Here is a 25,253-nt window from a genome sequence, read left to right as displayed (position 1 = left end):
ACGTGCCAACATTTTCTGCAAGCCTTGAAAAGGCGCTCCATCAGGCACTGACTTTCGCGAACGAGCGTCACCACGAATATGCGACGCTGGAGCATCTGCTTCTGGCGTTGATCGACGATTCCGATGCGGCGGCCGTGATGGGCGCGTGCAACGTGAACCTCGATGCGCTGCGCAAGACCGTTACCGACTATGTCGATCACGACCTCGCCAACCTCGTGACCGGATATGAGGAAGACTCCAAGCCGACCTCCGGCTTCCAGCGTGTCATCCAGCGCGCGGTCATCCATGTTCAGTCTTCCGGCCGCGAGGAAGTGACGGGCGCCAACGTGCTCGTGGCGATCTTCGCCGAGCGCGAGAGCCACGCCGCCTACTTCCTGCAGGAGCAGGAAATGACGCGCTACGACGCCGTCAATTTCATCTCGCATGGCATCGGCAAGCGGCCGGGCGCCTCCGAGCAACGGCCTGTCCGCGGCTCGGACGAGACAGAAGGCGAGCCGAAGCAGCAGCGCAACGGCAGCAGCGAGCAGGAAGAACCAGCCAAGAAGCAGGATGCTCTGACCGCCTATTGCGTCAATCTCAACGAGAAGGCCAAGGGCGGCAAGATCGATCCCCTGATCGGCCGTCACGCCGAGGTGAACCGTACCATCCAGGTTCTGTGCCGCCGTTCCAAGAACAATCCGCTCTATGTGGGTGATCCCGGCGTCGGCAAGACGGCCATCGCCGAGGGCCTTGCCAAGCGCATCGTCGAAGGCAAGGTTCCGGAAGCGCTGGCGGACGCCACGATCTTCTCGCTCGACATGGGTACGCTGCTTGCCGGCACCCGCTATCGCGGTGACTTCGAAGAGCGTCTGAAGCAGGTCGTCAAGGAACTCGAGGAGTATCCGGGCGCCGTGCTGTTCATCGACGAAATCCACACCGTCATTGGCGCCGGCGCCACCTCCGGCGGCGCTATGGATGCGTCCAACCTCCTGAAGCCGGCGCTCTCCTCGGGTGCTATCCGCTGCATCGGCTCGACCACCTACAAGGAATACCGCCAGTTCTTCGAGAAGGACAGGGCGCTCGTGCGCCGCTTCCAGAAGATCGACGTCAACGAGCCAACCATCGATGACACGATCGAGATCATGAAGGGCCTCAAGCCCTACTTTGAAGAGTATCACAAGCTGCGGTACTCCAACGAGGCGATCAAGACCGCCGTCGAGCTTTCGGCACGGTACATCAACGACCGCAAGCTTCCGGACAAGGCGATCGACGTGATCGATGAGACCGGTGCGGCCCAGATGCTCCTGCCGGCCGGCAAGCGTCGCAAGATGATCACCGAAAAGGAGATCGAGGCGACGATCGCCACCATGGCCCGCATTCCGCCGAAGACGGTTTCCAAGGATGACGAGCAGGTGCTCGCCAACCTGGACAAGGAACTGCGCTCGGTCGTTTACGGTCAGGATCTCGCAATCGAGGCGCTGGCTTCGGCAATCAAGCTGTCCCGTGCGGGCCTGCGCGAGCCGAACAAGCCGATCGGCAGCTATCTGTTCTCCGGCCCAACGGGCGTCGGCAAGACGGAAGTCGCCAAGCAGCTTGCCGCCTCGCTCGGTGTGGAACTGCTGCGCTTCGACATGTCGGAATACATGGAGCGGCACACGGTGTCGCGTCTGCTTGGTGCACCTCCCGGCTATGTTGGCTTCGACCAGGGCGGTCTGCTGACCGATGGCGTCGACCAGCATCCGCATAGCGTTCTGCTGCTCGACGAAATCGAGAAGGCGCATCCGGACCTCTACAACATCCTGTTGCAGGTCATGGATCACGGCTCGCTGACCGACCATAACGGCAAGAAGATCGACTTCCGCAACGTCATCCTGATCATGACGACCAATGCGGGCGCATCCGACATGGCCAAGGCCGCCATCGGCTTCGGGTCGTCCAAGCGCGAAGGTGAGGACATGGAGGCGATCAACCGCCTGTTCACGCCGGAGTTCCGCAACCGTCTCGATGCGATCATCCCGTTCGGCTCGCTGCCGACGCCGGTTATCCATCAGGTCGTTCAGAAGTTCGTCATGCAGCTGGAAACCCAGCTGGCCGAGCGCAACGTCACCTTCGATCTTCAGCAGGACGCAATCGCCTGGCTGGCCGAGAAGGGCTACGACGAGAAGATGGGTGCCCGCCCGCTGGCGCGCGTCATCCAGGAAAACATCAAGAAGAAGCTGGCCGACGAGATCCTCTTCGGCAAGCTCAAGAAGGGCGGCGTCGTTCGTGTTTCTGTCGGCACCAAGGAGGACGGCTCGAAGGGCCTGATCCTCGATGCCGTGCCGGAGACTGCACCGATCAAGCCGAAGGCCGAAGTGGAAGAGGCTGCCGCCAAGAAGGCAAAGCCGCGCAAGGCCAAGGAAACGGTTGCCGCCGAGGCAGCCCCAGCCAAGGCGAAGTCGTCGAAGAAGGCGGCCGAAACCAAGGCCGCGGAGCCAAAGGACGAGCCGCCGCGGAAGTCTTCCAGCGCCGTGCCGAAGGTGCCGCGCAAGAAATAACGGCTTTACAAACGATACAGGCCGGGCACGAAACTGCCCGGCTTTCTTTTTGCACGAGATTCCTGATGACGGTTGACACGGCGCCAGACACCCAATCCCAGATCCACTGGTTCCTCATCGGCATGCGCGGTCTTTTTAGCTTGCCGGCCATCATCCTGATGCTGTCTTTCGTGGGCTTTGCGGCCTTTACGGCGGAGGCGAACATTCCCGTCGATCAGGTGATGTTCATGACCGGCATGGTCTGGGCGCTTCCGGCCAAGGTCATCCTCGTCGGCTCCATGCTGTCAGGCGCGCATGTCGCGACCGCCTTCATCGCCGTGACGCTTTCTTCCGTGCGCATGATGCCGATGGTTGCAGCGCTCATTCCGGAAATTCGTGATCGTCGCACGCCGACCTGGCTGCTGCTCATCATCTCTCACTTCGTCGCGATCACCGCGTGGGTCTTCGCCATGGAGAAGGTACGCGACGTGCCGCGCTCCGGCCGCGTGGCGTTTTTTGCCGGTTTCGGCATCACGCTGACGTTGACGAACATCATACTGGTCGGCCTCGTCTACGGCGCCGTTTCAAGCTTTCCGCCTATCGTGTCCGGTTGCCTCTTCTTCCTGACGCCGGTCTACTTCCTCACTTCGATCTGGATTTCGGCGCGTCATCGCGTGATCTACTGGGCGCTCGGCGTCGGCCTTGCCCTCGGCTACCTCTTTGCCGTCATCGCACCGGAATACGATATCCTGCTGGCCGGCATAATCGGCGGCACGCTGGCATGGTGGGGAGAGAAACGGTTGCGGCAGAAGGAGGCCGGGCAATGAGCTTCGACGGCGTCTGGCCCTATATCTACATCGCCATCGCTGGCTGGCTGGCAACAGATATCTGGCGCTGGGCGGGTGTGATTGCCGGCAAGCGGATCGACGAGAATTCCGAAACGCTGAATTGGGTGAGGGCGGTCGCCACGGCGCTGGTGGCCGCGGTCATCGCCAAGCTCATCTTCTTCCCGACAGGCGCTCTTGAGAACTCGCCTCTGTGGCTGCGGCTCGGGTCGATCCTGTTCGGCGCCCTTTGCTTTTTCATCGGCGGGCGTTTCCGCCAGCCTCTTGGCATCGCCGCGGCCATCGCATTCCTGGCCGCGGGACTTGCGCTCACCGGCCTTTGAGCAGTCTCAGCCGGCCAGTGCCTTGCGAAGCTTCTCCGCATTTGCAGAAAGCACGCCCTGATCTTCCATCGTCCCGGAATGCGGCCTGAGGGCTGCACCTTCTACGCGCGGGATGACGTGGAAATGCAGGTGATAGACGGTCTGGCCGGCGGCGGGTTCGTTGAACTGCATGACAGTCACGCCATCCGCGTCGAAAGCCTCCTTTGCCGCCTTCGCGACCTTTTGCACGACAGGCAGCAGGCGCGACAGCGTTTCGGGATCAGCATCCAGGATATTGCGGGAATTGGCTTTCGGAATGACGAGGGTATGCCCGTTTGCCTGCGGCATCACATCCATGAAGGCGACCGTATGCTCGTCCTCATAGACGCGGTGCGACGGGATTTCGCCGCGCAGGATCTTTGCGAAGATGTTGTTGGTGTCATAGCTCATGCCCGTCTCCCGGTCTCACTCAGTCTCGTTATTGTCGCCGCCGCGTCGGAAAGGTCCGTGTTCGGCCAGATACTCGCCCACCATTTCCACATCGCGTCGCTCGCGTTCCAGGTATTCGGCGACAGCCCGACGGAGCCCCGGATGGGTGATGTAGTGCGCAGAATGGGTGGTAACCGGCAGGTAGCCGCGCGCCAGCTTGTGCTCGCCCTGCGCACCGGCTTCGACGCGCGTGAGGCCCTTGGCGATCGCGAAGTCGATGGCCTGATGGTAGCAGACCTCGAAATGCAGGAACGGATGATCCTCGACGCAACCCCAGTGCCGGCCGAAAAGCGTATCGCTGCCGATGAAATTGATCGCGCCCGCGATATAGCGGCCGCCGCGCTTGGCCATGACCAGCAGGATATCTTCCGCCATGCGCTCGCCGATCAGGCTGTAGAATTCCCGGTTCAGATAGGGGCGGCCCCATTTGCGGCTGCCGGTATCCAGGTAGAAGGCAAAGAACTGGTCCCAGATGGATTCGGTGAGATCCGCGCCTGTCAGCCAGTCGATCTCTATGCCGTTTTCGAGGGCTGCGCGGCGCTCCTTCTTTAGCGCCTTGCGCTTGCGCGACGCCAGCGTTTCGAGAAAATCGTCATGTGAGCCGTAGCCCTCATTGATGAAGTGAAACTGTTGGTCGGTGCGGTGCAGATAGCCGGTAGCCTCGAAGACCGGCATTTCGTCCTGCGGCGCAAAGGTGACATGCGCCGATGAGACTCCATGCCGTTTCGCCAGTTCCTTCAGTCCCTCAGCAAGAGCCGTCTGTGTGGGAAGGACGGGTTGGCCGACGCGGGAGAGCAGTCGCGGGCCGGTGGCCGGCGTGAAGGGGATGGAGGCCTGAAGCTTGGGATAATAGCGCCCGCCGGCGCGCTCGAACGCGTCCGCCCAGCCATGATCGAAAACATATTCGCCCTGGCTGTGATTTTTCAGATAGGCGGGCAGGGCACCGAGCAGCGCCCCGTCGTCGCCCTCCAGAAGCAGGTGCTGGCCGAGCCAGCCGGTTTCGGCGACCGCGCATCCCGATTCCTCGAGTGAAGACAGGAAGGCATGGCTGATAAAGGGATTATAGGGCGTTTGCGCATCCGCCCGGGAGGCGCCGGAAAGGCGGTCCCAGTCGTCCGCCGCGATATCGGCGAAAGTCGTTTCGACGCGGATGTGCACCGTTTCCGTCATCCTATGCTGTCAGAGGCTCGTGCGGATCGAAGCCCTCGAAGGTCATCTGGTCCGCGTTGAGTGCCGTGATCGTGCGCGCTTCTTCGTCGCGAACGGTCCAGGTGATGATCTGCTTGCCGAGGTCGCGCTGGCGGCTGATGAAGGCGTTGGGCAGGTGGCCGTAGTGGTAGGAGATGAAGTCGAGCCCATACTGCATGGCTTCCTCGTGCGCAGCGAAGTTTTCCGGACGAGCACCCTCGGCCGTCAGCCCGACGGGGCGGTCGGTACCGATCGCCGTCAGGTCCTTGAGAAGCCAGTGGTCGAAGCTCATCAGCGCGACCGGTCCATCGTAGCCTTCAAGTGCGTCGAGAACCGCCATTGCGAAACCCTCGTCATCGCTGTTTCGGCCCTTGAGTTCCAGGATCAGCGGCACGCGGCCTTTCACGAGATCGAGAAGCTGTCTCAGTGTCGGTATGCGGTCGCCCGTACCGCCGATCGGCAGCAGCGCGAGTTCGCCGGCCGTGCGCTGGCGCACATCGCCCTCGATGCCGCACAAGCGTTTCAGATCATCGTCGTGGAAGACGACCGGAATTGCATCGGCCGCATATTGCAGGTCGCACTCGATAGAGAAGCCGGCCTCGACCGCGCGGGAGAACGCCGAAAGCGTGTTCTCCCAGACGGCGCGGTTGAGATCGTGGTAGCCGCGATGCGCAATCGGGCGCTCGGTCAGCCAATTGAATTTGTGCATCAGGCGATTTCCATGATGGCGTCGATCTCGACCGCCGCATTAAAGGGCAGGGCAGCCATGCCGACGGCAGCACGCGCATGCTTGCCGGCATCGCCCAGCGCGCCGACGAGGAAGTTCGAGGCGCCGTTGATGACGAGGTGCTGTTCAACGAAATCGGGCGTGGAGGCGACGAAACCGTTGATCTTGATGACGCGCTTGATGCGCGACAGGTCGCCAAGTGCCGCCTTGGCCTGGGCGAGCAGGCCCAGCGCGCAGAGTTCGGCGGCCTTCTGGGCGCCCGCCACATCGACATCCTTGCCCACATGGCCGCTCACCGCGATTTTGCCCTCGAGCATCGGCAGCTGGCCGGAGATGTGGAGGACATTGCCGCTGATGACGAAGGGAACGTAATTGGCTGCAGGGGCTGCGGCGACCGGGATATCGTAACCCAGGTCCTTGACGCGTTTTTCGATTTCAGCGGACATTCCGGTCTCCGTAGTGTGATCACCACCCTAGATAGGGTCGGCGCGGTTCGACTGTCAGGGGCATTGCGGCAAGGCAGATCGCACTCTTGCAAATGAATATGTCATCGCCCGGATATTGCCTCGCTTTTGCCGGAAGAGTTCATATAACATCGCCGCTGGATTCAACAGGAGGAAACGGATGTTTCGTTCATCCTTTGTCACGGCACTCGCGGCCGGGGCATGTGTCGCGGGCAGCGGCGTGACCAGCGCTTACGCCAACCCGGCGAGCGGGCTTGCGCCGCATCGCGCCGTCTATGACCTCCAGCTCAAGGATGCGAGCGAGCGTTCCGGCATCGCCGGCATGTATGGCCGCATGGTCTATGAATTCAACGGCAGCCCCTGCGATGGCTATACCGTGAGTTTCCGCTTCGTCACGCAGGTCAACACGGGCGAGGAAACGCGCCTCACCGACCAGCAGACCACGACCTACGAGGACCTGAAGAACGGCAGCTTCCGCTTCCTGACCCGCTCCTTCACCGACGAGAAGCTGGACAAGGAAGTGCGCGGCACTGCGCGCGAGGAAAAGTCCGGCGTCAGTGTCGATCTGACCGCGCCGGATACCAAGCAGGTGGAACTGGCCGCCAGCCGTTTTCCGACCGAACACATGCTCGAGGTGATCGACCACGCCAAGAAGGGTGAGCGGTTCTTCGAATCGCGCATCTTCGACGGCTCCGATTCGGGCGACAAGACGTTGATGACGACCGCCGTCGTCGGCAAGAAGGAAGAGCCCAAGGCAGGCGATCCGGATGCCGACAAGGCGGGGACCTTCTCCAAGCAGGCATTCTGGCCGGTTTCCGTTGCCTACTACAACGACACCAGTGATGGCGACGCTTTGCCGGTCTACCGCATGTCCTTCAAGCTCTATGAGAACGGCATCACCCGTGATCTCACGATGGATTACGGTGAGTTCGTGCTGAGCGGAAAGCTCGCCAAGCTCGAGATGCTCAAGCAGCAGGACTGCAAGTAGGCTGTCTGCCGCTTGGACGCGGACATGCCTTTGCCTGTGTGATGGCGTCGGCCAAAGAGCGTCCGTAGGTGCTTTTTTACCCGACTGCCCTTGATTTACCGGGAAACTGGGGGTATGGGGCAGCCATTCCACACGTGAGACATGGGATTGTTCGGGAGAAATCCGGACTGTTCCGACCGGTGGCGCTTCCGAAGGAAGGGCTGTTCGTCTCGCGGAGGTTCAACCGGAAAAGGATAACTAGGCATGGCATTGCCCGATTTCTCTATGCGCCAGCTTCTTGAAGCCGGCATCCACTTCGGCCACCAGACGCACCGCTGGAACCCGAAGATGAAGCCGTACATCTTTGGCGATCGCAACAACGTTCACATCATCGACCTGGCACAGACCGTTCCGATGCTGTCGCGCGCCCTTCAGGTCGTCAGCGACACCGTTGCAGGTGGCGGCCGCGTTCTCTTCGTCGGCACGAAGCGCCAGGCTTCCGACATCATCGCTGACGCTGCCAAGCGTTCTGCCCAGTACTACGTCAACGCCCGCTGGCTCGGCGGCATGCTGACGAACTGGAAGACGATCTCCAACTCGATCCAGCGTCTGCGCAAGCTCGACGAGATCCTGGCCTCGGAAGGCTCGGGCTACTCGAAGAAGGAACGCCTGAACCTCGAGCGCGAACGCGAGAAGCTTGAAAAGGCTCTTGGCGGTATCCGCGATATGGGCGGCACCCCGGACCTGATGTTCATCATCGACACCAACAAGGAATCGATCGCGATCCAGGAAGCCAAGCGTCTCGGCATCCCGGTCGTCGCCGTCATCGACTCGAACTGCGATCCGGATCCGATCGATTTCCCGATCCCCGGCAACGACGACGCCTCGCGCGCCATCGCTCTGTATTGCGACCTGATCGCCCGCGCCGCCATCGACGGCATCGCGCGCCAGCAGGGCGCCTCGGGTCGTGACCTCGGCGCCTCCGCCGAAGTTCCGGTCGAGCCGGCTCTCGAAGCCGAAGCGTAAGGCCCAGGCAGGAGCGATCCGCTCCAGCTTCCTGATCAACCGAGGCCAGAGAGACGATCCCTGGCCTCGGCTTGTTTGAAGGCCCTGCCGCCGGCAATCCAAGCGGTTGCATCAGAGGCAACGGGCCGGAGGTGATCTTCATCACCCTGTCATATTTCCGGGTACATTCGTTCCCAAAACCTTGAGTTCGCCGAGGTTTTCCGGCGGCACGCAACAACCGACAAGAGGCTCACAATGGCTGAAATCACCGCTGCACTGGTGAAGGAACTGCGCGAAAAGTCCGGCGCAGGCATGATGGACTGCAAGAAGGCGCTGGCTGAAAACAACGGCGACATCGAAGCGGCAATCGACTGGCTGCGCGCCAAGGGCATCGCCAAGGCCGACAAGAAGTCGGGCCGTACGGCTGCCGAAGGTCTCATCGGGGTCGCTTCTTCCGGCACCAAGGCCGTTGTCGTCGAAGTCAACTCTGAAACCGACTTCGTTGCGCGCAACGATGCCTTCCAGGGCATGGTTCGCGGCATTGCCGACGTAGCGCTCACCACCGATGGCACTGTCGAAGCCGTTGGCGCCGTCACGTACCCGGCAACGGGCAAGTCGGTCACCGACACGATCAAGGACGCCGTCGCCACCATCGGTGAAAACATGAACCTGCGCCGCTCGGCCGCCCTGTCGGTCGAGGATGGCGTTGTCGCGACCTATATCCACAACGCTGCTGCCGACCGTCTCGGCAAGCTCGGCGTTCTCGTCGCGCTCAAGTCGACCGGCGACAAGGAAGCCTTGAACGCTATCGGCCGCCAGGTTGCCATGCACATTGCAGCAACCGCGCCGCTCGCGATCCGCGCCGAAGAAGTCGATGCTGCCGTCGCCGAGCGCGAACGCAACGTCTTCATCGAGCAGTCGCGCGCTTCCGGCAAGCCGGACGCCATCATTGAGAAGATGGTCGAAGGCCGTATGCGCAAGTTCTTCGAAGAAGTCGCCCTGCTGTCGCAGGCCTTCGTCATGAACCCCGACCTGACCGTCGGCGCTGCCGTCAAGGAAGCTGAAAAGACCGTCGGCGCGCCGATCGAAGTCGTCGGCATGGCCCGCCTCCTGCTCGGCGAAGGCGTCGAAAAGGAAGAGTCGGACTTCGCCGCTGAAGTCGCAGCCGCTGCAAAGGGCTGATTTCACTTCTCCCGCAAGGGAAAAGTAATCTCGGTTTGGAAAAGAGGAGGGCGCCGCGTGACAACGCGGCGCCCTTCGTGTATCCGGCTTGCCGAAATGCCTGCCCCGAAATTTCTCTGCGGCCAGGACTGCCTCGTGCGGAGCCGACCCGGTGTCCACCCGGCGGCCGGATCGGGTGAGCAGGCACACGAGTTCAGGAGCGACGATGACCGCCACGCCAATCTACAAACGTGTTCTGCTGAAAGCCTCGGGTGAGGCGCTGATGGGCTCGCAGGGCTTCGGCATCGATGTCGCCGTTGCCGACCGCATCGCCTCCGATATTGCCGAAGCGCGCGCGCTGGGCGTCGAAGTCGGTGTCGTCGTAGGCGGAGGCAATATCTTCCGCGGCGTCGCCGTTGCCTCCAAGGGCGGCGATCGCGTTACCGGCGACCACATGGGCATGCTGGCGACTGTCATCAATGCACTGGCGCTCGCGACCTCGCTGCGCAAGCTCGACATCGATACCGTCGTGCTGTCGGCCATCGCGATGCCGGAAATCTGCGAGAGCTTCTCGCAACGCGCCACACTCTACCACCTCTCGCTCGGCCGCGTCGTCATCTTTGCGGGTGGCACGGGCAATCCGTTCTTCACGACGGATTCGGCCGCCGCGCTGCGCGCCGCCGAGATGGGTGCCGAGGCGATCTTCAAGGGAACTCAGGTCGATGGCATCTACTCGGCAGACCCGAAGAAGGACCCGACCGCCACGCGCTTCGACCAGTTGACGCATAGCGAGGTTCTGGAGAAGGGCCTGGCCGTCATGGATGTCGCCGCCGTTGCGCTGGCGCGCGAGAATTCGATCCCGATCATCGTGTTCTCGATCCACGAAAAGGGTGGATTTGCCGAAATATTGACCGGTGGCGGCCGCGGAACCATCGTAACCGACAACTGATTCTGGATCGGCTGTACGCTCATCGCGTGCAGTCGTCCTGCGACAATGGGAGTATTCCGATGAGTGAAGGTATCGACCTCAAAGAACTGAAGCGCCGCATGGATGGCGCGATCAACGCGTTTAAGAACGACATCGCCTCGTTGCGCACCGGCCGCGCCTCTGCCAACGTGCTCGACCCGGTTCAGGTCGAAGCCTACGGTTCGCGCGTTCCGCTGAACCAGGTCGCCAACATAAGCGTTCCTGAGCCGCGCATGCTGTCCGTTTCCGTCTGGGACAAGGGCATGGTCGGCGCGGTCGAGCGCGGCATCCGCGAATCGAATCTCGGCCTCAATCCGATCATCGACGGCCAGAGCCTGCGTATTCCGCTCCCGGAACTCAATGAAGAGCGCCGCAAGTCGCTCGTCAAGGTTGCGCATGATTACGCCGAGAAGGCCAAGGTCGCGATCCGCCACGTACGCCGCGACGGCATGGACGACCTCAAGAAAGCCGAAAAGGATGGCGATATCGGCCAGGATCTGAGCCGTGCGCAGTCTGAAAAGGTGCAGAAGATGACCGACGAGACGATTTTGGACGTCGATCGCTTGCTTGCAGACAAGGAAAAGGAAATCATGCAGGTTTAAAGCACAGGCTCGCCTGCTTTTCTTCTTTTTCGGATTGTTCATGAACCAGCTTTCGCCCAGTACCGTTCCGGCTCACGTCGCCATCATCATGGATGGCAACGGTCGCTGGGCGAATGCGCGCGGCCTGCCGCGCGCCATGGGGCACCGCAAGGGTGTCGAAGCCGTGCGCGAGGCCGTGAAAACGGCAGCCGAATGTGGCATCTCCTATCTCACGCTGTTCGCCTTTTCGTCTGAAAACTGGAGCCGCCCGGAAAGCGAGATCTCGGACCTCATGGGCCTCCTGAAGGCGTTTATCCGGCGTGATCTCGCCGTCCTGCACAAGCAGAACGTGCGCATCCGCATTATCGGCGACAAGACGAATCTGTCTGGCGATATCCTCCCACTCCTGCTGGAAGCCGAGGAGACCACGCGCGCGAATACCGGTATCACGCTCGTCATCGCGTTCAACTACGGCGCGCGTGACGAGATTGCACGAGCGGCAAGGCAGCTTGCCGCGGAAGTTGCAGCCGGTCGTCTGGAGGCATCCGCCATCACGTCGGAGCGGATCGGCGCGGCGCTCGATACAGCAGGAATTCCAGACCCGGATCTTGTCATCCGCACGAGCGGTGAGGAGCGGCTGTCCAATTTTCTGCTTTGGCAGGCCGCCTATGCCGAGCTGATGTTCATACCCGAATTCTGGCCGGACTTTTCGCGCGACACTTTCGTCGCCGCGCTCTCGCGCTATGCCATGCGGGAGAGGCGGTTTGGTGGGTTGCAACCCACCACCACGCTTGCAACGGGTTCCTGATGCAGACTGAACTGCGCCTGCGCATCATTTCCGGCATCGTGCTGGCTATCGCCGTTCTTGCCGCAACCTGGTTCGGTGGTTTTGCCTTTCGTATTCTCGCGGCCGGTATCGGCGTCCTGATCTACTATGAGTGGTCGACGATCACCCGACTTGCCGAATCGGACTTCCGCGGCAACGCGTTTGGCTGGCTGTCCGTTGCGCTTGTGGCTGCGCTCGTGCTTTTCGATTTCGATGAGCTGGCGCTGCCGGCACTTCTCGCAGCGACGGTCATCGGTATCGTCTACGCGCTGGTCGCCAAGGCAAGCCGCTGGCTGCCGGGAGGTATCGTCTATGCGGGCCTGACGGTGATCTCGCTTGCGGCGATCCGTGGTGAGACTGCGCATGGCTTTGCTGCGATGCTGTTCATCTTCGGCGTTGTCTGGGCAACGGATATCCTTGCCTACTTCATCGGACGGGCCATCGGCGGCCCCAAACTTGCGCCGTCGATCTCGCCGGGCAAGACCTGGTCGGGCGCCATTGGCGGAGCCGTTTCCGCCGTGATTGCGGGCACGCTGATCCATATGGCGTTCTTTTCCCTGAACGGTCTTTGGGTGCCGGCCATCGCGCTGATCCTGTCCATCTTCAGCCAGATCGGCGACCTCTTCGAATCCTTCATCAAGCGTCGCTTCGGCGTTAAGGATTCCAGCCGTCTCATTCCGGGGCATGGCGGGGTCATGGACCGCGTCGACGGCCTTGTTTTTGCCTGCTTCGCCGCGTTCCTCATTGCATTGGGCGACGCGATCATGAAGGGCACCGTCAACACGCCTGCCGGCGTGTTCCTTTTCGGCCCGTGACCGCGAAAGACTGGGGACTGGACATATGGAAATGCTTGCAGGCTCTCTCGGTTTCGTGACGGGCTATATCGCTCCCTTTCTGATCGTGCTGACGCTCATCGTCTTCGTGCACGAAATGGGCCATTATCTGGCGGGTCGCTGGTCCGGCATTGGCGTGACCGCTTTCTCCGTCGGCTTCGGCCCGGAACTCCTCGGCTTCACGGACAAGCACGGGACACGGTGGAAACTTTCCGCAATTCCACTGGGCGGATACGTGAAGTTTCTGGGCGATGACGACCCTGCCTCGACGCCGGACTACGATGCCGTCGCCGCGTTGCCGGAAAGCGAGCGCAAGCGCACCTTCCTCGGTGCGGCCCTGTGGAAAAGGGCCGTGACGGTCGCCGCAGGCCCTATTGCCAACTTCATTCTCGCCATCGCCATCTTCGCGGTGATGTTTTCCATCTACGGTCGCCAGATCGCCGACCCGATCGTTGCGGAAGTACGGCCCGACAGCGCCGCGCAGGAGGCGGGCGTTCTGCCCGGCGACCTGCTGGTCGCGCTCGACGGTCATGCCGTCACGACCTTTGACGACGTCCGCCGCTATGTGAGCGTGCGCCCGGAACTGCCGATTACCGTGACCGTGCGCCGCGGCGGCGCCGATCTCAATCTTCCCATGGTGCCGAAGCGCACGGAGATTACCGATCAGTTCGGCAACAAGGTGGAGCTCGGCCTGATCGGTATCGTCACCAACCAGGAGACGGGCAACTTTCGTGTCGTCGAATACGGGCCGCTCGAAGCCGTGGGGCAGGGCGTTGTCCAGAGCTGGCATATCGTCACCGGGACGTTCGATTATCTGTCCAACCTCGTGACCGGCCGCATGAAGGCCGACCAGCTTGGCGGGCCCATCCGTGTGGCGCAGGCGTCCGGCCAGATGGCCACGCTTGGTGTTGCCGCATTGCTGCAACTCGCCGCCGTTCTCTCTGTTTCCATTGGACTTTTGAATCTCATGCCGATTCCGGTACTTGATGGCGGCCACCTGATGTTCTATGCGGTAGAGGCTGTCCGGGGCAGGCCTGTCGGGCCCGGGGCGCAGGACGTCGCATTTCGCATCGGCATGGCGCTGGTGCTCATGCTGATGGTCTTCGCGACCTGGAACGACATATCCATGCTTCTTGGCTGAAGGCCGCCGGTGTCGCCGGGGCACATTATTAAGGGGAGCCGCAGTCTGGGCGGGGTGCGCTAACGCTCTGTTTACCGTGATGAAAAGCAATTAGTGGCGTTGAGGCCACTGTTGCAATCGAAGTAAACAGAAATTAACGCGTGGCCTTGCTTGTATGGCAAAAGCGGTTAAAACGGCATCGTGTCCGGAATCGGGCATGCCTGCCGGACGTAAAACGAAGGTAAGTTGTGAAGATGAAAGCTGGTTCGAACTTTTTGAACGCCGTGTCTGCCGTAGCATTGTCGGCAAGTATGGTCGTTACGGGCGGCTCTGTTGCCACGCTTGTCTCCGCAACCGTTGCGGAGGCGGCCGTCATTCGCAACATTCAGGTGCGTGGCGCCGATCGCGTGAGCGCCAACACGGTCAAGGCCAACTTGTCGATCAAGCCTGGTGAAAACTTTACCAGCGCGGACATTGATGAGTCCGTTCGTCGTCTTTACGCGACTGGCTACTTCTCCGACGTCAAGGTCTCCGTTTCCGGCAGTACTCTCCTCGTGACTGTCAACGAAAACCAGTTGCTCAACGAAGTCGTCATCAACGGGAACCGCAAGATCAAGGACGACAAGCTGCAGGCGGTGCTTCGCTCTCGCTCGCAGGGTCCTTACAGCGAAGCAACGATCGAAGCCGACAAGCAGGCTATTCGTGACGCCTATGCCGCCATCGGCCGCAGCGACGCGCAGGTGACCACGCAGACCTACCCGCTGGGCAATGGTCGCGTGAACCTCGCCTTCGTCGTCGATGAAGGTGATCGCACGAAGATTTCTCAGATCAACTTCGTCGGTAACCAGGCTTACAGCAATGGTCGCCTGCGTTCGGTCATTCTGACCAAGAAGTCGAACTTCCTGTCGTTCCTGACCCGCAAGGACGTCTACAGCCCGGAAAAGCTGCGCGCCGATGAAGAGGCGCTGCGCCAGTTCTACTTCAACAACGGTTATGCCGACTTCCGCGTCATCTCCTCGGATGCAGTTCTGGATGAAGCATCGAACGAATATGTCGTCACTTTCACGGTGGACGAAGGTCAGCGCTACAACTTCGGCGACGTGAATGTCGAATCGACGGTTGAAGGCATAGATCCCAGCGAGCTGAAGGGCCTCGTCGAGACGAAGGCCGGCAAGACCTACCGTGCCAAGGATGTGCAGGACACGATGTCTGCGATTTCGCAGCGCGTCGCGGCAAACGGTTATCCGTTCGCCCGTGTGACGCCGCGCGGCAACCGCGACCTCGGCAATGGCACCATCGCCGTCGATTATCTCGTCGACCAGGGCGAGCGCGCCTATGTCGAGCGCATCGAAATCCGCGGTAACACCCGCACGCGTGACTACGTCATTCGTCGCGAGTTTGATATCGGCGAAGGCGATGCCTTCAATCAGGAAGTCATCACGCGCGCCAAGCGTCGCCTTGAAGCGCTGGGCTACTTCTCTTCCGTGGAGATCACGACTGCGCCGGGCAGTGAATCCGATCGCGTGGTTCTCGTTGTCGATGTTCAGGACCAGTCGACCGGTTCGTTCGGCATCGGCGCGGGTTACGAGACAGGCAATGATGGTGGCTTCAAGCTCGAAGCGTCGATCGAAGAAAAGAACTTCCTTGGTCGCGGCCAGTATATTCGCGTGGCTGCCGGTGGTGGTGCTGACTCCCGCAACTACAGCCTGAATTTCACCGAGCCCTATTTCCTGGGTTATCGTCTGGCTGCCGGTTTCGACATCTTCAAGAATGAAGACAAGAGCGAAGACTATTACAATGTCGACACGCAGGGCTTCACGCTCCGTGTGACCGCACCGATCACCGAAGACCTGTCGACGACGTTCCGGTACAATTATACGAAGCTCGACTACAAGTCGTCGCTGCCGGTTAACGATCCGCGCCTGTCGACGCCGTACTGGGACGTGGTCAACAACGGTCCCTGGGTTCGTTCGTCGATTTCGCACAGCCTGACCTTCGATACGATCGACGACCGCACGCTGCCGCGTGAGGGCATCTTTGCGCAGGTTACGCAGGAATTCGCTGGTCTCGGCGGCGACTCCGACTACTACAAGATCTCCGGCAAGGCGCGTTACTTCCACACGCTGCTGGAAGATGCCGATGTCATCGGCTCGCTGTCCGTCAGCGGCGGTCACATGTGGGGTACGGGCGACACGACCCGCGTCTACGATCAGTTCACGCTCTCGGCAAGCGAACTGCGTGGCTTTGAGTCGGCTGGTATCGGTCCGCGTGCCACCTCGACTGGCGATGCGCTCGGCGGTACTACATACTTTACAGCTTCGGCCGAAGCGTCGTTCCCGCTGCCGGCAATCCCGCGTGACTCCGGTTTCCGCGGCGCCGTCTTCATCGATGCTGGTACGCTTTACGGCAACAAGGTTGCCTACGTAGACGGCGACAAGGTGCGTGGCACGGACATGAGCCTGCGTGCGTCCGTCGGTGCTTCGATCATCTGGGCGTCTCCGTTCGGCCCGCTGCGCTTCGACTATGCTGTTCCGATCAAGAAGGAAGAGTTTGACGAGACCCAGCGCTTCAAGTTCGGTATCGCAACCCAGTTCTGATGCAGCGCGTCCAGAACCGCGAGTATTTGGACGTTCTGGAGTCTTGCGATGGAACATAACTGGTTCTTTCCGCCCCATGAAGGCATTCGTCTGGGAGACCTGGCGGTAGCGCTTGGGGCGGAGCTGGCTGATACGGCACATGCCGACCGCATCGTGCGCAACGTGTCGCCGGTCAGTCGTGCGAAAGACGGCGACCTCTGTTACATTCTTTCCCGGAAGATGCGCAGTGAGCTCGAAACGAGCGAGGCGACGGCGATCCTGTGCGATGCGGCGCTGGCGCCGCTCATTCCGTCCCATATCGCCGTCCTGCTTTCGAAGCGTCCTCACACAGCCTTTGCAATCGCAGGCGCCATGCTGCATCCCGCGGCCATGCGTCCTGGCGTGACGACTTCCGATTCCACCGGCATTTCTCCCGCCGCCTTCGTCGATCCCGGCGCGCGCCTCGAAACGGGGGTGATCGTCGAGCCCATGGCCGTGATCGGCAAGGGCGCCGAAATCGGGGAGGGAAGCCGTATCGGACCCGGTGTCGTCATCGGAGCGGATGTGCGAATCGGCCGCAACTGTACGATTGGCACGGGTGCGACGCTGCAATGCGCGCTGGTCGGCAACGACGTCATCATTCATCCCGGCGCCCGCATCGGGCAGGACGGTTTCGGCTATGCGCCCGGTCTCAAGCCCGGCATGATCAAGATCGTGCAGATCGGCCGTGTGATCATTCAGGATCACGTTGAGATCGGCTCCAACACGACGATCGACCGCGGCACGATGGATGACACGGTGATCGGCGAGGGCACGAAGATCGACAATCAGGTGCAGGTCGGCCACAACGTGCGCATCGGCCGCCACTGCGGCATCGTCAGCGGCGTCGGCATCGCCGGCAGCACGCGCATCGGCGACGGCGTGATGATCGGCGGTGCATCGGGTATCAATGGCCATATCACCATCGGTGACGGTGTGCAGATTGCCGCGATGAGCGGTGTGGTCGGCGACATCCCGCCCGGTGAACGATATGGCGGCATTCCCGCACGCCCGATGCGCGACTTCTTGCGTGACGTGGCGGAAATGGCGATGCGCTCCAGCGCGCGAGACAAGAAGAAGGGCAGCAAGGATGACTGAAGAGACGACGAAGGCCACTCTGGGCGTAGCCGATCTGCGTGAAATCCTGACGCTGCTGCCGCACCGCTATCCGTTCCTGCTGGTCGACAAGATCATCGAGATCGATGGCGACAATTCGGCCATCGGCATCAAGAATGTGACGGTGAATGAGCCCCACTTCATGGGCCATTTTCCCGATCATCCCATCATGCCCGGCGTTCTGCTGGTCGAGGGTATGGCGCAGACCGCTGGCGCCATCTGCGCGCGCAAGGCCGCGACGGGCTCGAACCTTGTCTACTTCATGACCATCGACAATGCGCGTTTCCGCAAGCCGGTCGTGCCTGGCGACCGCGTGGAGTTCCATGTCACGAAGCAGAAGCAGCGCGGCAATATCTGGAAGTTTCACTGCGATGCAAAAGTTGATGGGCATCTTGTCGCCGAAGCTGATATCGGCGCCATGATTGTGAAAAAGGAAGATGCCTGAAAATGATTGCCGCCAGTGCCAGGGTCCATCCGCTCGCCGTTGTTGAGGACGGGGCGGTCATCGGAGAGAACGTTGTCGTTGGCCCGTTCTCCTATGTTGGTCCCAAGGTCGTTCTTCACGATGATGTGGAACTGCTGCAGCATGCGGTTGTCACAGGGCGCACGGTGATCGGCCGTGGCTGCCGTTTCTTCCCGAACTCTGTCGTCGGCGGCGATCCGCAGAGCCTGCATCACGATGGGGCCGAAACGACCCTGACCGTCGGCGAGAAGTGCACCTTCCGCGAAGGCGTCACCGTCAACACGGGCACCACCGAAGGCGGCGGCAAGACGGTTATCGGCAACAACAATCTGTTCCTGGCCAATTCCCACGTCGCACATGATTGCATCCTGGGTGACCAGATCGTCATGTCGAACAATGTGATGCTGGCTGGCCACGTGATCGTCGAGGACCGGGTCATCCTGGGCGGTGGCTCTGCGGTACACCAGTTCACCCGTATCGGCCGACAGGCGTTTATCGGTGGCCTTTCCGCCGTGTCTTACGATGTCATCCCCTACGGCATGCTGAACGGCAATCCCGGCCTGCTGAGCGGCCTCAATGTCGTGGGCATGGCGCGTGCCGGCATCGAGAAGGCGACGATCCACGAGGTCCGGCGCGCCTACAAGCAGATTTTCGATGGCGAGGGCTCGATCCGCGCCAACGCCGCCGCTATTCGCGACGATTACGCAGGCAGCGTGCCGGTCACGCAGATCCTCGATTTCATTGCCGCCGAGAGCGACCGTGCTCTCTCTTCCCCGCATCGGGGCAGCAAGGGCTGACCGGCATGGCAGAAAGCCGGCCCGATATCCGTGACCGGCTTGCCATCATCGCAGGTGGCGGTCTTCTGCCCCGTTACGTTGCCGAGGCGGCGCGCGCGCGGGGCGAAACGCCCTACATCCTAGCCTTGCGCAATGAGGCCGGTAACGACTGGTCGGATTTCGATCACGAGATCATCTCCATCGGGAATTATGCCGGCATCGGAGCGGCTTTTCGCCGGCACGGAATCGGCCGGGCGGTGCTGTCGGGGTGGGTGCGCCGCAGGCCGGAATGGCGCGACATCCATGCGCCTTTGCGTATGCTGCTGGCCGTTCCCTCCGTCGTGCGGACTCTCCTGAAGGGGGGCGATGACGCTGTTCTACGAATGGTGATACGTCTGATCGAGGCAGAGGGCGTACGCGTTGTCGGCGCGCATGAAATCGTGCCCGATCTCCTCGGCTGTGAAGGACCGCTGGGAAAAGTTGCGCCCGACCGAGACGCTGAGGCCGATATTGCCGCCGCGACGGCCGCCGCACAGGCGCTGGGCCGTCTGGACGTGGGGCAGGGTGCTGTCGCCGTCGGCGGCCGGGTGGTGGCGCTGGAGGGCGCCGAAGGTACCGACGGCATGCTGGAGCGCGTCGCCGCGCTGCGCGCCGCAGGACGTATCTCGCAACGCCGCAAAGGGGTTTTGGTCAAGCTCTGCAAGCCGGGCCAGGATATGCGCGCCGATCTTCCCGCCATCGGTGTGGAAACGCTGTCGCGTGCGCGCGTCGCGGGCCTTGCCGGCATCGCGGTGGAAGCCGGCCGTTCTCTGGTTCTGGAGCGTGACGCCATCATCGCCGAAGCGGACGCACACGGTCTCTTCGTGACGGGTATCGTGCCGGACACAATGGAGAAGACACCATGACGAAAGGACCACTGAAGATCGCTGTCGTCGCGGGTGAGGTCTCGGGCGATCTGTTGGGCGGCGATCTTGTTGCCGCCCTGCGCTCTGTCTATCCAGGCGACATCGACATCACTGGTGTCGGTGGTCCGGCGCTGGAGCGGCACGGGCTCAAATCCCTGTTCGACTTCTCCGAACTTTCCATCATGGGAATTTCCCAGGTGCTGAAGCGCTTGCCGCTGCTGCTGCGCCGTATCCGCCAGACGGCGGATGCCATCGTCGCAGCAGAGCCCGATGTGCTTTTGATCATCGACAGCCCTGATTTCACCCATCGCGTCGCCAAGCGAGTGCGCAAGGCAAGGCCGGATCTTCCCGTCGTCAATTATGTCTGCCCCAGTGTCTGGGCCTGGAAGGAACAGCGCGCGCCGCGCATGCGCGGCTATGTCGATCATGTCCTTGCGCTGTTGCCGTTCGAGCCGGAAGTCATGGAGCGGCTGGGCGGCCCGATGACGACCTATGTCGGCCACCGCCTTGTGAGTGACCCCGACATAGGCCGGATACGCGCGCAACGGCTTGCGCGGCCCGATACTGCGCCGGGCGAACGCCAATGCCTTCTTTTGCCGGGTTCACGCAGCACCGAAATCACACGCCTTCTGCCAGTCTTCGGAGAAACGGCAAGGATACTGGCCGAGCGCAATCCCGGTATCGGTTTCCTTCTGCCCACCGTTCCACGGCAGGAAGCGCTGGTGCGCCGGCTGACGTCAGACTGGCCGGTAAAGCCCGTGATCACCGTGACGCCGGAAGAGAAGTGGCAGGCCTTTGTAGAGGCGGACGCTGCCATTGCCGCCTCCGGAACCGTTATTCTGGAGCTCGCGCTCGCCCGGGTGCCGGTGCTCTCCACCTATCGTTTCGACTGGCTGGCCAATTTCTTCGTGGCTAGGCTCAAGATCTGGACGGCGGCCATACCCAACATGATCGCCGACTACGGCATCGTGCCCGAATTTCTCAACGAGCAGGTACGTCCCGGCACGCTTGCCCGCGGCTTCGAGCGGCTAGCCGCCGCCACGACCGAGCGTCAGGCGATGCTGGAAGGCTACGATCTCGTTCTGGAGCGTATGCAAACCGTGCGCCCGCCGGGAGAGACCGGCGCGGCCGTCATTCTGGATCTTCTCACAACAAAAAAGCCCGGTCACTTCTGACCGGGCTTTTTTCATTTTGTCTTTTAGGATCAGCGCTTGGAAACCGGAGTGTAATCCCGCTTCGGTGCTCCGATATAGAGCTGGCGCGGACGGCCGATGCGCTGCTCGGGATCCTCGATCATCTCGTTCCACTGCGCGATCCAGCCCACAGTGCGGGCAAGTGCGAAGAGAACGGTAAACATGGTCGTGGGGAAGCCCAGCGCCTTCAGGGTGATGCCCGAATAGAAGTCGATGTTCGGATAGAGCTTCTTCTCGATGAAGTACTCGTCCGTCAAGGCGATGCGCTCCAGCTCCATCGCGACTTCCAGCATCGGATCGTCCTTGATGCCGAGTTCGCCAAGAACCTCGTGCGTCGTCTTCTGCATGATGCGCGCGCGCGGATCGTAGTTCTTGTAGACGCGGTGGCCGAAACCCATCAGGCGGAACGGGTCGTTCTTGTCCTTGGCTCTCGCAACATATTCCGGAATGCGATCGACGGAGCCGATCTCGGCCAGCATGTTGAGCGCGGCTTCGTTTGCGCCGCCATGGGCGGGGCCCCACAGGCAGGCGATGCCGGCCGCAATGCAGGCGAACGGGTTGGCGCCCGAGGAGCCGGCGAGGCGAACCGTCGAGGTCGACGCATTCTGCTCATGGTCGGCATGAAGGATGAAGATGCGGTCCATCGCGCGCGACAGGACTGGATTGACCACATAGTCCTCGCAGGGAACCGCAAAACACATGCGCAGGAAGTTCGATGCGTAGTCGAGGTCGTTCTTCGGGTAAACGAAGGGCTGGCCGATATGGTACTTGTAGGCCATTGCCGCGATCGTCGGCATCTTCGCAATCATGCGCAGCGAGGCGACCATGCGCTGATGCGGATCCGTGATATCCGTCGAGTCGTGATAGAAGGCCGACAGCGCGCCCACGCAGCCGCACATTACGGCCATGGGGTGGGCATCACGGCGGAAGCCGGTGAAAAAGCGGCTCATCTGCTCGTGCACCATCGTGTGGTGCGTGACGCGATGATCGAAATCATCCTTCTGCGCCTTGGTCGGCAGATCGCCGTAGAGAAGAAGGTAGCAGACTTCGAGGAAGTCGCCATGTTCTGCAAGCTGCTCGATCGGGTAACCGCGGTGCAGAAGCACGCCTTCATCGCCGTCGATATAGGTGATCTTCGATTCGCACGAGGCCGTGGAGGTGAAGCCGGGATCGTAGGTGAAGGTACCCGTGTTCTTGTAGAGTGTGCCGATGTCGATCACATCGGGGCCGATCGTCCCGGATCGCGTCGGCAGCTCGATTGTCTTGCCACCGACCGATACGTCCGCGCCTTTTCCTGTCATAACGATCCTCCGTTGTTTCGAATGGCGGCATCCGGTTGTACCGGCGCCACGAACATGCCCGTTTTGCTAGCCCATTTGCGATGTCCTGCCAAGCGATACGAAAGGCAAATTGTGCATTGCGGTAACAGGCTTTCCGGCAACGCAATATCTACCCTTTGAGCGAAGTTGCAAGCAACTATTGAGGGTGGTTTGAAAATTGCGGAGGGCGCATCCTTTCTGTCTGCCTTATCATCCCGGTCAGCTACTTTCGATTGAACATTGCTCCGATCGATTGCATGATGGTCTGGGACAGCGAGGCCGGGGCGCATGGCCGGGACGGAGATCGCAGAGCGGAAGAGGGCCGCAAAGGCCTATCGGTGGGATGTCCGGCCGGGTGATGGCGCGGTGCCCGCGGAGTTCGACGCGGCGCCTGCGCCGGTTGAGAGGGCCGCGCGGTGGTACGGAAGGGCTGTGGGCTGGCTGCGACCGCGCCGCGCAATCCGTGAAAGCCTGTCGGAGGCCTTTGCCGAAGAGCGCACGCACGGGCACTTCTTTCTGTTCGTGCCAGTCTTCCTTGGAATAGGCGCGGCTCTCTGGTTCGCTGCCGAGGTCGATCCGCCGATCTATGCCATGGTTCTGTTGGCCATTGCCGCCATGATGCCCGCCTGGCGGCTTCGCCATCGCGAAAATTTGAGCGCGATCCTGGCGGGCGGCGCATTTCTCGTTCCGATCGGAATGCTGCTCGCGACGCTGGAAAGCGCAAGGCTCGATACCGTCATTATCGATACGTCCGTGACGACCATGATCGAGGGACGGGTGCTTTCGCGCGAAAGCGGGGCGGGCAACACGATCCGTTACCGCATCGCGCTGGAGAAGACGCGAGAGCCAACCCTGAAACGCGCGCCGCTAATCGTCACGCTACTGGCGCGAAGCCGCCACGATCCGATTGCCATCGGCCACGGCATATCCGGCCGCGCGCGTCTCGGGCCACCTTCGGGACCCGCCTTGTCCGGCCTCAACGACTTCGCTTTCGACGCCTATTTTGCCGGCACGGGCGCGGTCGGATACTTTTATAGCGCGCCGGTCGCAATCGAGACGGGGTCCGGCGGATGGAGCGACCGCATAGCGCAGCGGATTGCGATATGGCGAAACAACCTGACCGAGCATATCCGCGGCCGCATCGGCGGCGATGCCGGGGCGATTGCCGCGGCTCTGGTTACGGCAGAACAGCGGGCTATCAGCGACGAGACGGTGGAAGCGCTCCGGCAGGCGGGGCTTGCCCATGTCCTTGCCATTTCCGGCCTCAACATGGTGCTCGCGGCCGGCACATTCCTTGTCGGCGCGCGTATGCTGATGGCGCTCATACCCGGCTTTGCCGAACGCTTCCCAACCCGCAAGATTGCCGCGGGCGGCGCGCTCATAATGGTCACACTCTACATTCTCGTGTCGGGCGGCGCGATTTCGGCTGTCCGCTCATGGATCATGATCTGCGTGATGCTGATCGCCGTGCTTTTCGGCCGCTCCGCCATCAGTCTACGCAATGTAGCGCTGTCGGCCATCATCATCCTTGCCGTCACGCCCTCCGCCGTCACCAATCCCGGTTTCCAGATGTCTTACGCCGCAACGCTCGGTCTCGTCGCCGGTTACGCGGCGTGGCGCGAGCGGCCCGTGCGCAAGGAGGGCAAAGGCGGCGCGCTGCGTTTGACCGGCGGTGCGGCCGGGCGCTTCTTCGGCGGACTTCTGCTTTCATCGGCAATCGGAAGCCTGTCCACGCTGATCTACTCCATCGGCCACTTTCACCGTGTGCCCGCCTATGGGCTCGCCGGCAACCTGCTCGCCATGCCGGCAATCAGCGCAATCGTCATGCCCTTCGGTCTCATCGCGGTTCTGCTTATGCCTTTCGGACTTGATGCGATCCCTTTTGCCATCATGGGAAAAGGGATCGAATGGATGATCGCGCTGGCCGAATGGGTTTCGCGCTGGAAGGGTGGGGATGTCGTCACCGGTCGTATACCCATGTCCGCTTTCGTGCTGATCGGTGTTGGTGGCGGACTGCTCTGCATCCTGCGCACGCGGCTTCGGCACGCCGGGACGGTTCTTATTGTCGTCGGTGCGCTGATGGCCGTATGGCCTCCCACACGCGGGAAACCGGAGTTGCTGATTTCCGAAGACGGGCGACTTGTTGCGATCCTGCGCGACGATGCGGTCGCAACGAACCGCGCCAAGCCGCCGGGCTTCATCTACGACCAGTGGCGCCGTGCCTTGCGGCTCGGCGACCTTGCCAGACCGGACATGCGAAAGACCGCCGGTCTGCTGCTGGCCGAAACGGCGACGGAGGCGGCTGCTGCCGAGACCGAACGGAAACGGCCGCGTCGCAAGGCGGACAGGGAGAAGGCGAAAGAAGCCATGATGTCGGCTTTGGTGGCCGCGCGGCAGACGCAAACGTTTATCTGCGAGGCGAAGGCTTTCTGCGCCGCCGTCTCGCCCAGCGGCTGGAAGATCGTGACCCTTGAGGATACGGCCTTTCTGGGCACGGCTTGCAATAGGGCTGATCTCGTTGTCGTGCCCTTCGCTTTGCGGCTCGACAGTTGCCGTTCTGGCGCCAAGCTCCTGACCGCGCGGCATCTGCGCCGAACGGGCGCCTTGGAAATTACGCCATCGACCGATGATGCCGGAGCAAGCCTTACCGATGCGATTTACACGTCGGCCGTGGAAACTGTCGCGCGCGCCTGGTCGCGACATCGCACCTATGACTGGCGCAGCGATACCTTCGAGACGCCAGCTGGAGCGCCGTTGGCAGAGCCTGAGATCAAGGAGACTGATCCTTCACCTTTGCCACTCCCATGACGTCCAGGAAGCGGCCGAGCTTATCGGATGGGAGGGCGTTACAGAGACAGCGATCTGGCAGTGCTCCACACCAAGCAGCAGAGCACTT

Annotated in this window: 23 protein-coding genes; 18 read left to right on the top strand and 5 right to left on the bottom strand. The window is 61.7% G+C overall.

Features of this window, described 5'->3' with window-relative positions; translation table 11 throughout:
- Window positions 1-2: 2 nt before the first annotated feature.
- The 3 genes from clpA (at window position 3) to MKI86_RS00995 (ending at window position 3,663) form a co-directional block, all read left to right on the top strand.
- Entirely contained in the window at window positions 3-2,516 is a 2,514-nt protein-coding gene (gene clpA, locus MKI86_RS01005) for an ATP-dependent Clp protease ATP-binding subunit ClpA (protein ID WP_241595987.1), read from the top strand.
- A gap of 65 nt (window positions 2,517-2,581) precedes the next feature.
- Entirely contained in the window at window positions 2,582-3,322 is a 741-nt protein-coding gene (locus MKI86_RS01000; RefSeq protein ID WP_241595984.1) for an AzlC family ABC transporter permease, read from the top strand.
- Complete coding sequence (locus MKI86_RS00995) at window positions 3,319-3,663, top strand: AzlD domain-containing protein (RefSeq protein WP_241595980.1); 345 nt, start codon at window positions 3,319-3,321, stop codon at window positions 3,661-3,663. Before MKI86_RS01000 ends, MKI86_RS00995 begins: the two co-directional genes overlap by 4 nt.
- A 6-nt stretch (window positions 3,664-3,669) precedes the next feature.
- Here MKI86_RS00995 and MKI86_RS00990 read toward each other — a convergent pair whose 3' ends face one another.
- From MKI86_RS00990 to MKI86_RS00975, 4 genes are read right to left on the bottom strand one after another with little or no spacing between them, the layout of a single operon-like run.
- Window positions 3,670-4,092, bottom strand: a complete 423-nt coding sequence (locus tag MKI86_RS00990; protein WP_241595978.1) for an HIT family protein — start codon at window positions 4,090-4,092, stop codon at window positions 3,670-3,672.
- 15 nt (window positions 4,093-4,107) lie between these two features.
- Window positions 4,108-5,301, bottom strand: a complete 1,194-nt coding sequence (locus MKI86_RS00985; protein WP_241595976.1) for a GNAT family N-acetyltransferase — start codon at window positions 5,299-5,301, stop codon at window positions 4,108-4,110.
- A gap of 1 nt (window position 5,302) precedes the next feature.
- Complete coding sequence (locus MKI86_RS00980) at window positions 5,303-6,028, bottom strand: glycerophosphodiester phosphodiesterase (protein ID WP_241595973.1); 726 nt, start codon at window positions 6,026-6,028, stop codon at window positions 5,303-5,305.
- A complete protein-coding gene (locus MKI86_RS00975; RefSeq protein WP_241595970.1) occupies window positions 6,028-6,492 on the bottom strand; it encodes a RidA family protein in 465 nt (154 codons plus the stop codon). The genes MKI86_RS00980 and MKI86_RS00975 overlap by 1 nt, the downstream gene beginning before the upstream one ends.
- A 178-nt stretch (window positions 6,493-6,670) precedes the next feature.
- On the opposite strand from MKI86_RS00975, the gene MKI86_RS00970 reads away from it, so the two are divergent.
- The 14 genes from MKI86_RS00970 (at window position 6,671) to lpxB (ending at window position 21,020) form a co-directional block, all read left to right on the top strand.
- A complete protein-coding gene (locus MKI86_RS00970; protein ID WP_241595967.1) occupies window positions 6,671-7,498 on the top strand; it encodes a cell envelope integrity EipB family protein in 828 nt (275 codons plus the stop codon).
- 243 nt (window positions 7,499-7,741) lie between these two features.
- Entirely contained in the window at window positions 7,742-8,503 is a 762-nt protein-coding gene (gene rpsB, locus MKI86_RS00965) for a 30S ribosomal protein S2 (RefSeq protein WP_134649136.1), read from the top strand.
- Between the two features lie 234 nt (window positions 8,504-8,737).
- Window positions 8,738-9,664 carry a translation elongation factor Ts gene (gene tsf, locus MKI86_RS00960; RefSeq protein ID WP_241595964.1) on the top strand — a complete coding sequence of 309 codons (927 nt, stop codon included), beginning with the start codon at window positions 8,738-8,740 and terminating at the stop codon, window positions 9,662-9,664.
- Window positions 9,665-9,869: 205 nt separating this feature from the next.
- The gene (pyrH, locus tag MKI86_RS00955; RefSeq protein WP_241595961.1) at window positions 9,870-10,592 is read left to right on the top strand and encodes a UMP kinase; all 723 of its coding nucleotides are present in this window, start codon (window positions 9,870-9,872) and stop codon (window positions 10,590-10,592) included.
- A 59-nt stretch (window positions 10,593-10,651) separates the two neighbouring features.
- On the top strand, window positions 10,652-11,212 hold the full coding sequence (gene frr, locus MKI86_RS00950; protein ID WP_241595958.1) for a ribosome recycling factor: 561 nt from the start codon (window positions 10,652-10,654) through the stop codon (window positions 11,210-11,212).
- A 40-nt stretch (window positions 11,213-11,252) separates the two neighbouring features.
- On the top strand, window positions 11,253-11,999 hold the full coding sequence (locus tag MKI86_RS00945; protein ID WP_241595956.1) for an isoprenyl transferase: 747 nt from the start codon (window positions 11,253-11,255) through the stop codon (window positions 11,997-11,999).
- Window positions 11,999-12,832: a phosphatidate cytidylyltransferase gene (locus tag MKI86_RS00940; protein ID WP_241595953.1), complete on the top strand. Its 834-nt coding sequence runs from the start codon at window positions 11,999-12,001 to the stop codon at window positions 12,830-12,832. Before MKI86_RS00945 ends, MKI86_RS00940 begins: the two co-directional genes overlap by 1 nt.
- Window positions 12,833-12,857: 25 nt before the next feature.
- Window positions 12,858-13,991, top strand: a complete 1,134-nt coding sequence (gene rseP / locus MKI86_RS00935; protein WP_241595950.1) for an RIP metalloprotease RseP — start codon at window positions 12,858-12,860, stop codon at window positions 13,989-13,991.
- Between the two features lie 233 nt (window positions 13,992-14,224).
- Complete coding sequence (gene bamA, locus MKI86_RS00930) at window positions 14,225-16,567, top strand: outer membrane protein assembly factor BamA (protein ID WP_241597744.1); 2,343 nt, start codon at window positions 14,225-14,227, stop codon at window positions 16,565-16,567.
- A gap of 48 nt (window positions 16,568-16,615) precedes the next feature.
- The gene (lpxD, locus tag MKI86_RS00925) at window positions 16,616-17,683 is read left to right on the top strand and encodes a UDP-3-O-(3-hydroxymyristoyl)glucosamine N-acyltransferase (RefSeq protein WP_241595947.1); all 1,068 of its coding nucleotides are present in this window, start codon (window positions 16,616-16,618) and stop codon (window positions 17,681-17,683) included.
- On the top strand, window positions 17,676-18,146 hold the full coding sequence (gene fabZ / locus MKI86_RS00920) for a 3-hydroxyacyl-ACP dehydratase FabZ (protein ID WP_241595945.1): 471 nt from the start codon (window positions 17,676-17,678) through the stop codon (window positions 18,144-18,146). Before lpxD ends, fabZ begins: the two co-directional genes overlap by 8 nt.
- Window positions 18,143-18,961, top strand: coding sequence for an acyl-ACP--UDP-N-acetylglucosamine O-acyltransferase (gene lpxA, locus MKI86_RS00915; RefSeq protein ID WP_241597742.1), 819 nt, complete (start codon window positions 18,143-18,145; stop codon window positions 18,959-18,961). Before fabZ ends, lpxA begins: the two co-directional genes overlap by 4 nt.
- 5 nt (window positions 18,962-18,966) lie before the next feature.
- Window positions 18,967-19,845, top strand: a complete 879-nt coding sequence (locus MKI86_RS00910; protein ID WP_241595942.1) for an LpxI family protein — start codon at window positions 18,967-18,969, stop codon at window positions 19,843-19,845.
- Window positions 19,842-21,020, top strand: coding sequence for a lipid-A-disaccharide synthase (gene lpxB / locus MKI86_RS00905; protein WP_241595939.1), 1,179 nt, complete (start codon window positions 19,842-19,844; stop codon window positions 21,018-21,020). The genes MKI86_RS00910 and lpxB overlap by 4 nt, the downstream gene beginning before the upstream one ends.
- A 29-nt stretch (window positions 21,021-21,049) precedes the next feature.
- Here the strand turns inward: lpxB and gltA are convergent, their stop codons facing one another.
- Entirely contained in the window at window positions 21,050-22,339 is a 1,290-nt protein-coding gene (gene gltA / locus MKI86_RS00900) for a citrate synthase (protein WP_241595936.1), read from the bottom strand.
- Window positions 22,340-22,789: 450 nt separating this feature from the next.
- Here gltA and MKI86_RS00895 point away from each other — a divergent pair, with 450 nt between their 5' ends.
- Window positions 22,790-25,165, top strand: a complete 2,376-nt coding sequence (locus tag MKI86_RS00895) for a ComEC/Rec2 family competence protein (protein WP_241595933.1) — start codon at window positions 22,790-22,792, stop codon at window positions 25,163-25,165.
- Window positions 25,166-25,253 lie beyond the last annotated feature (88 nt).

It is taken from the genome of Shinella sedimenti, assembly GCF_022601905.1.
GTDB lineage: Bacteria > Pseudomonadota > Alphaproteobacteria > Rhizobiales > Rhizobiaceae > Shinella > Shinella sedimenti.
The sequence above is the reverse complement of the archived record's forward strand: the minus strand, read 5'-3'. Positions and strand labels throughout refer to the sequence as shown.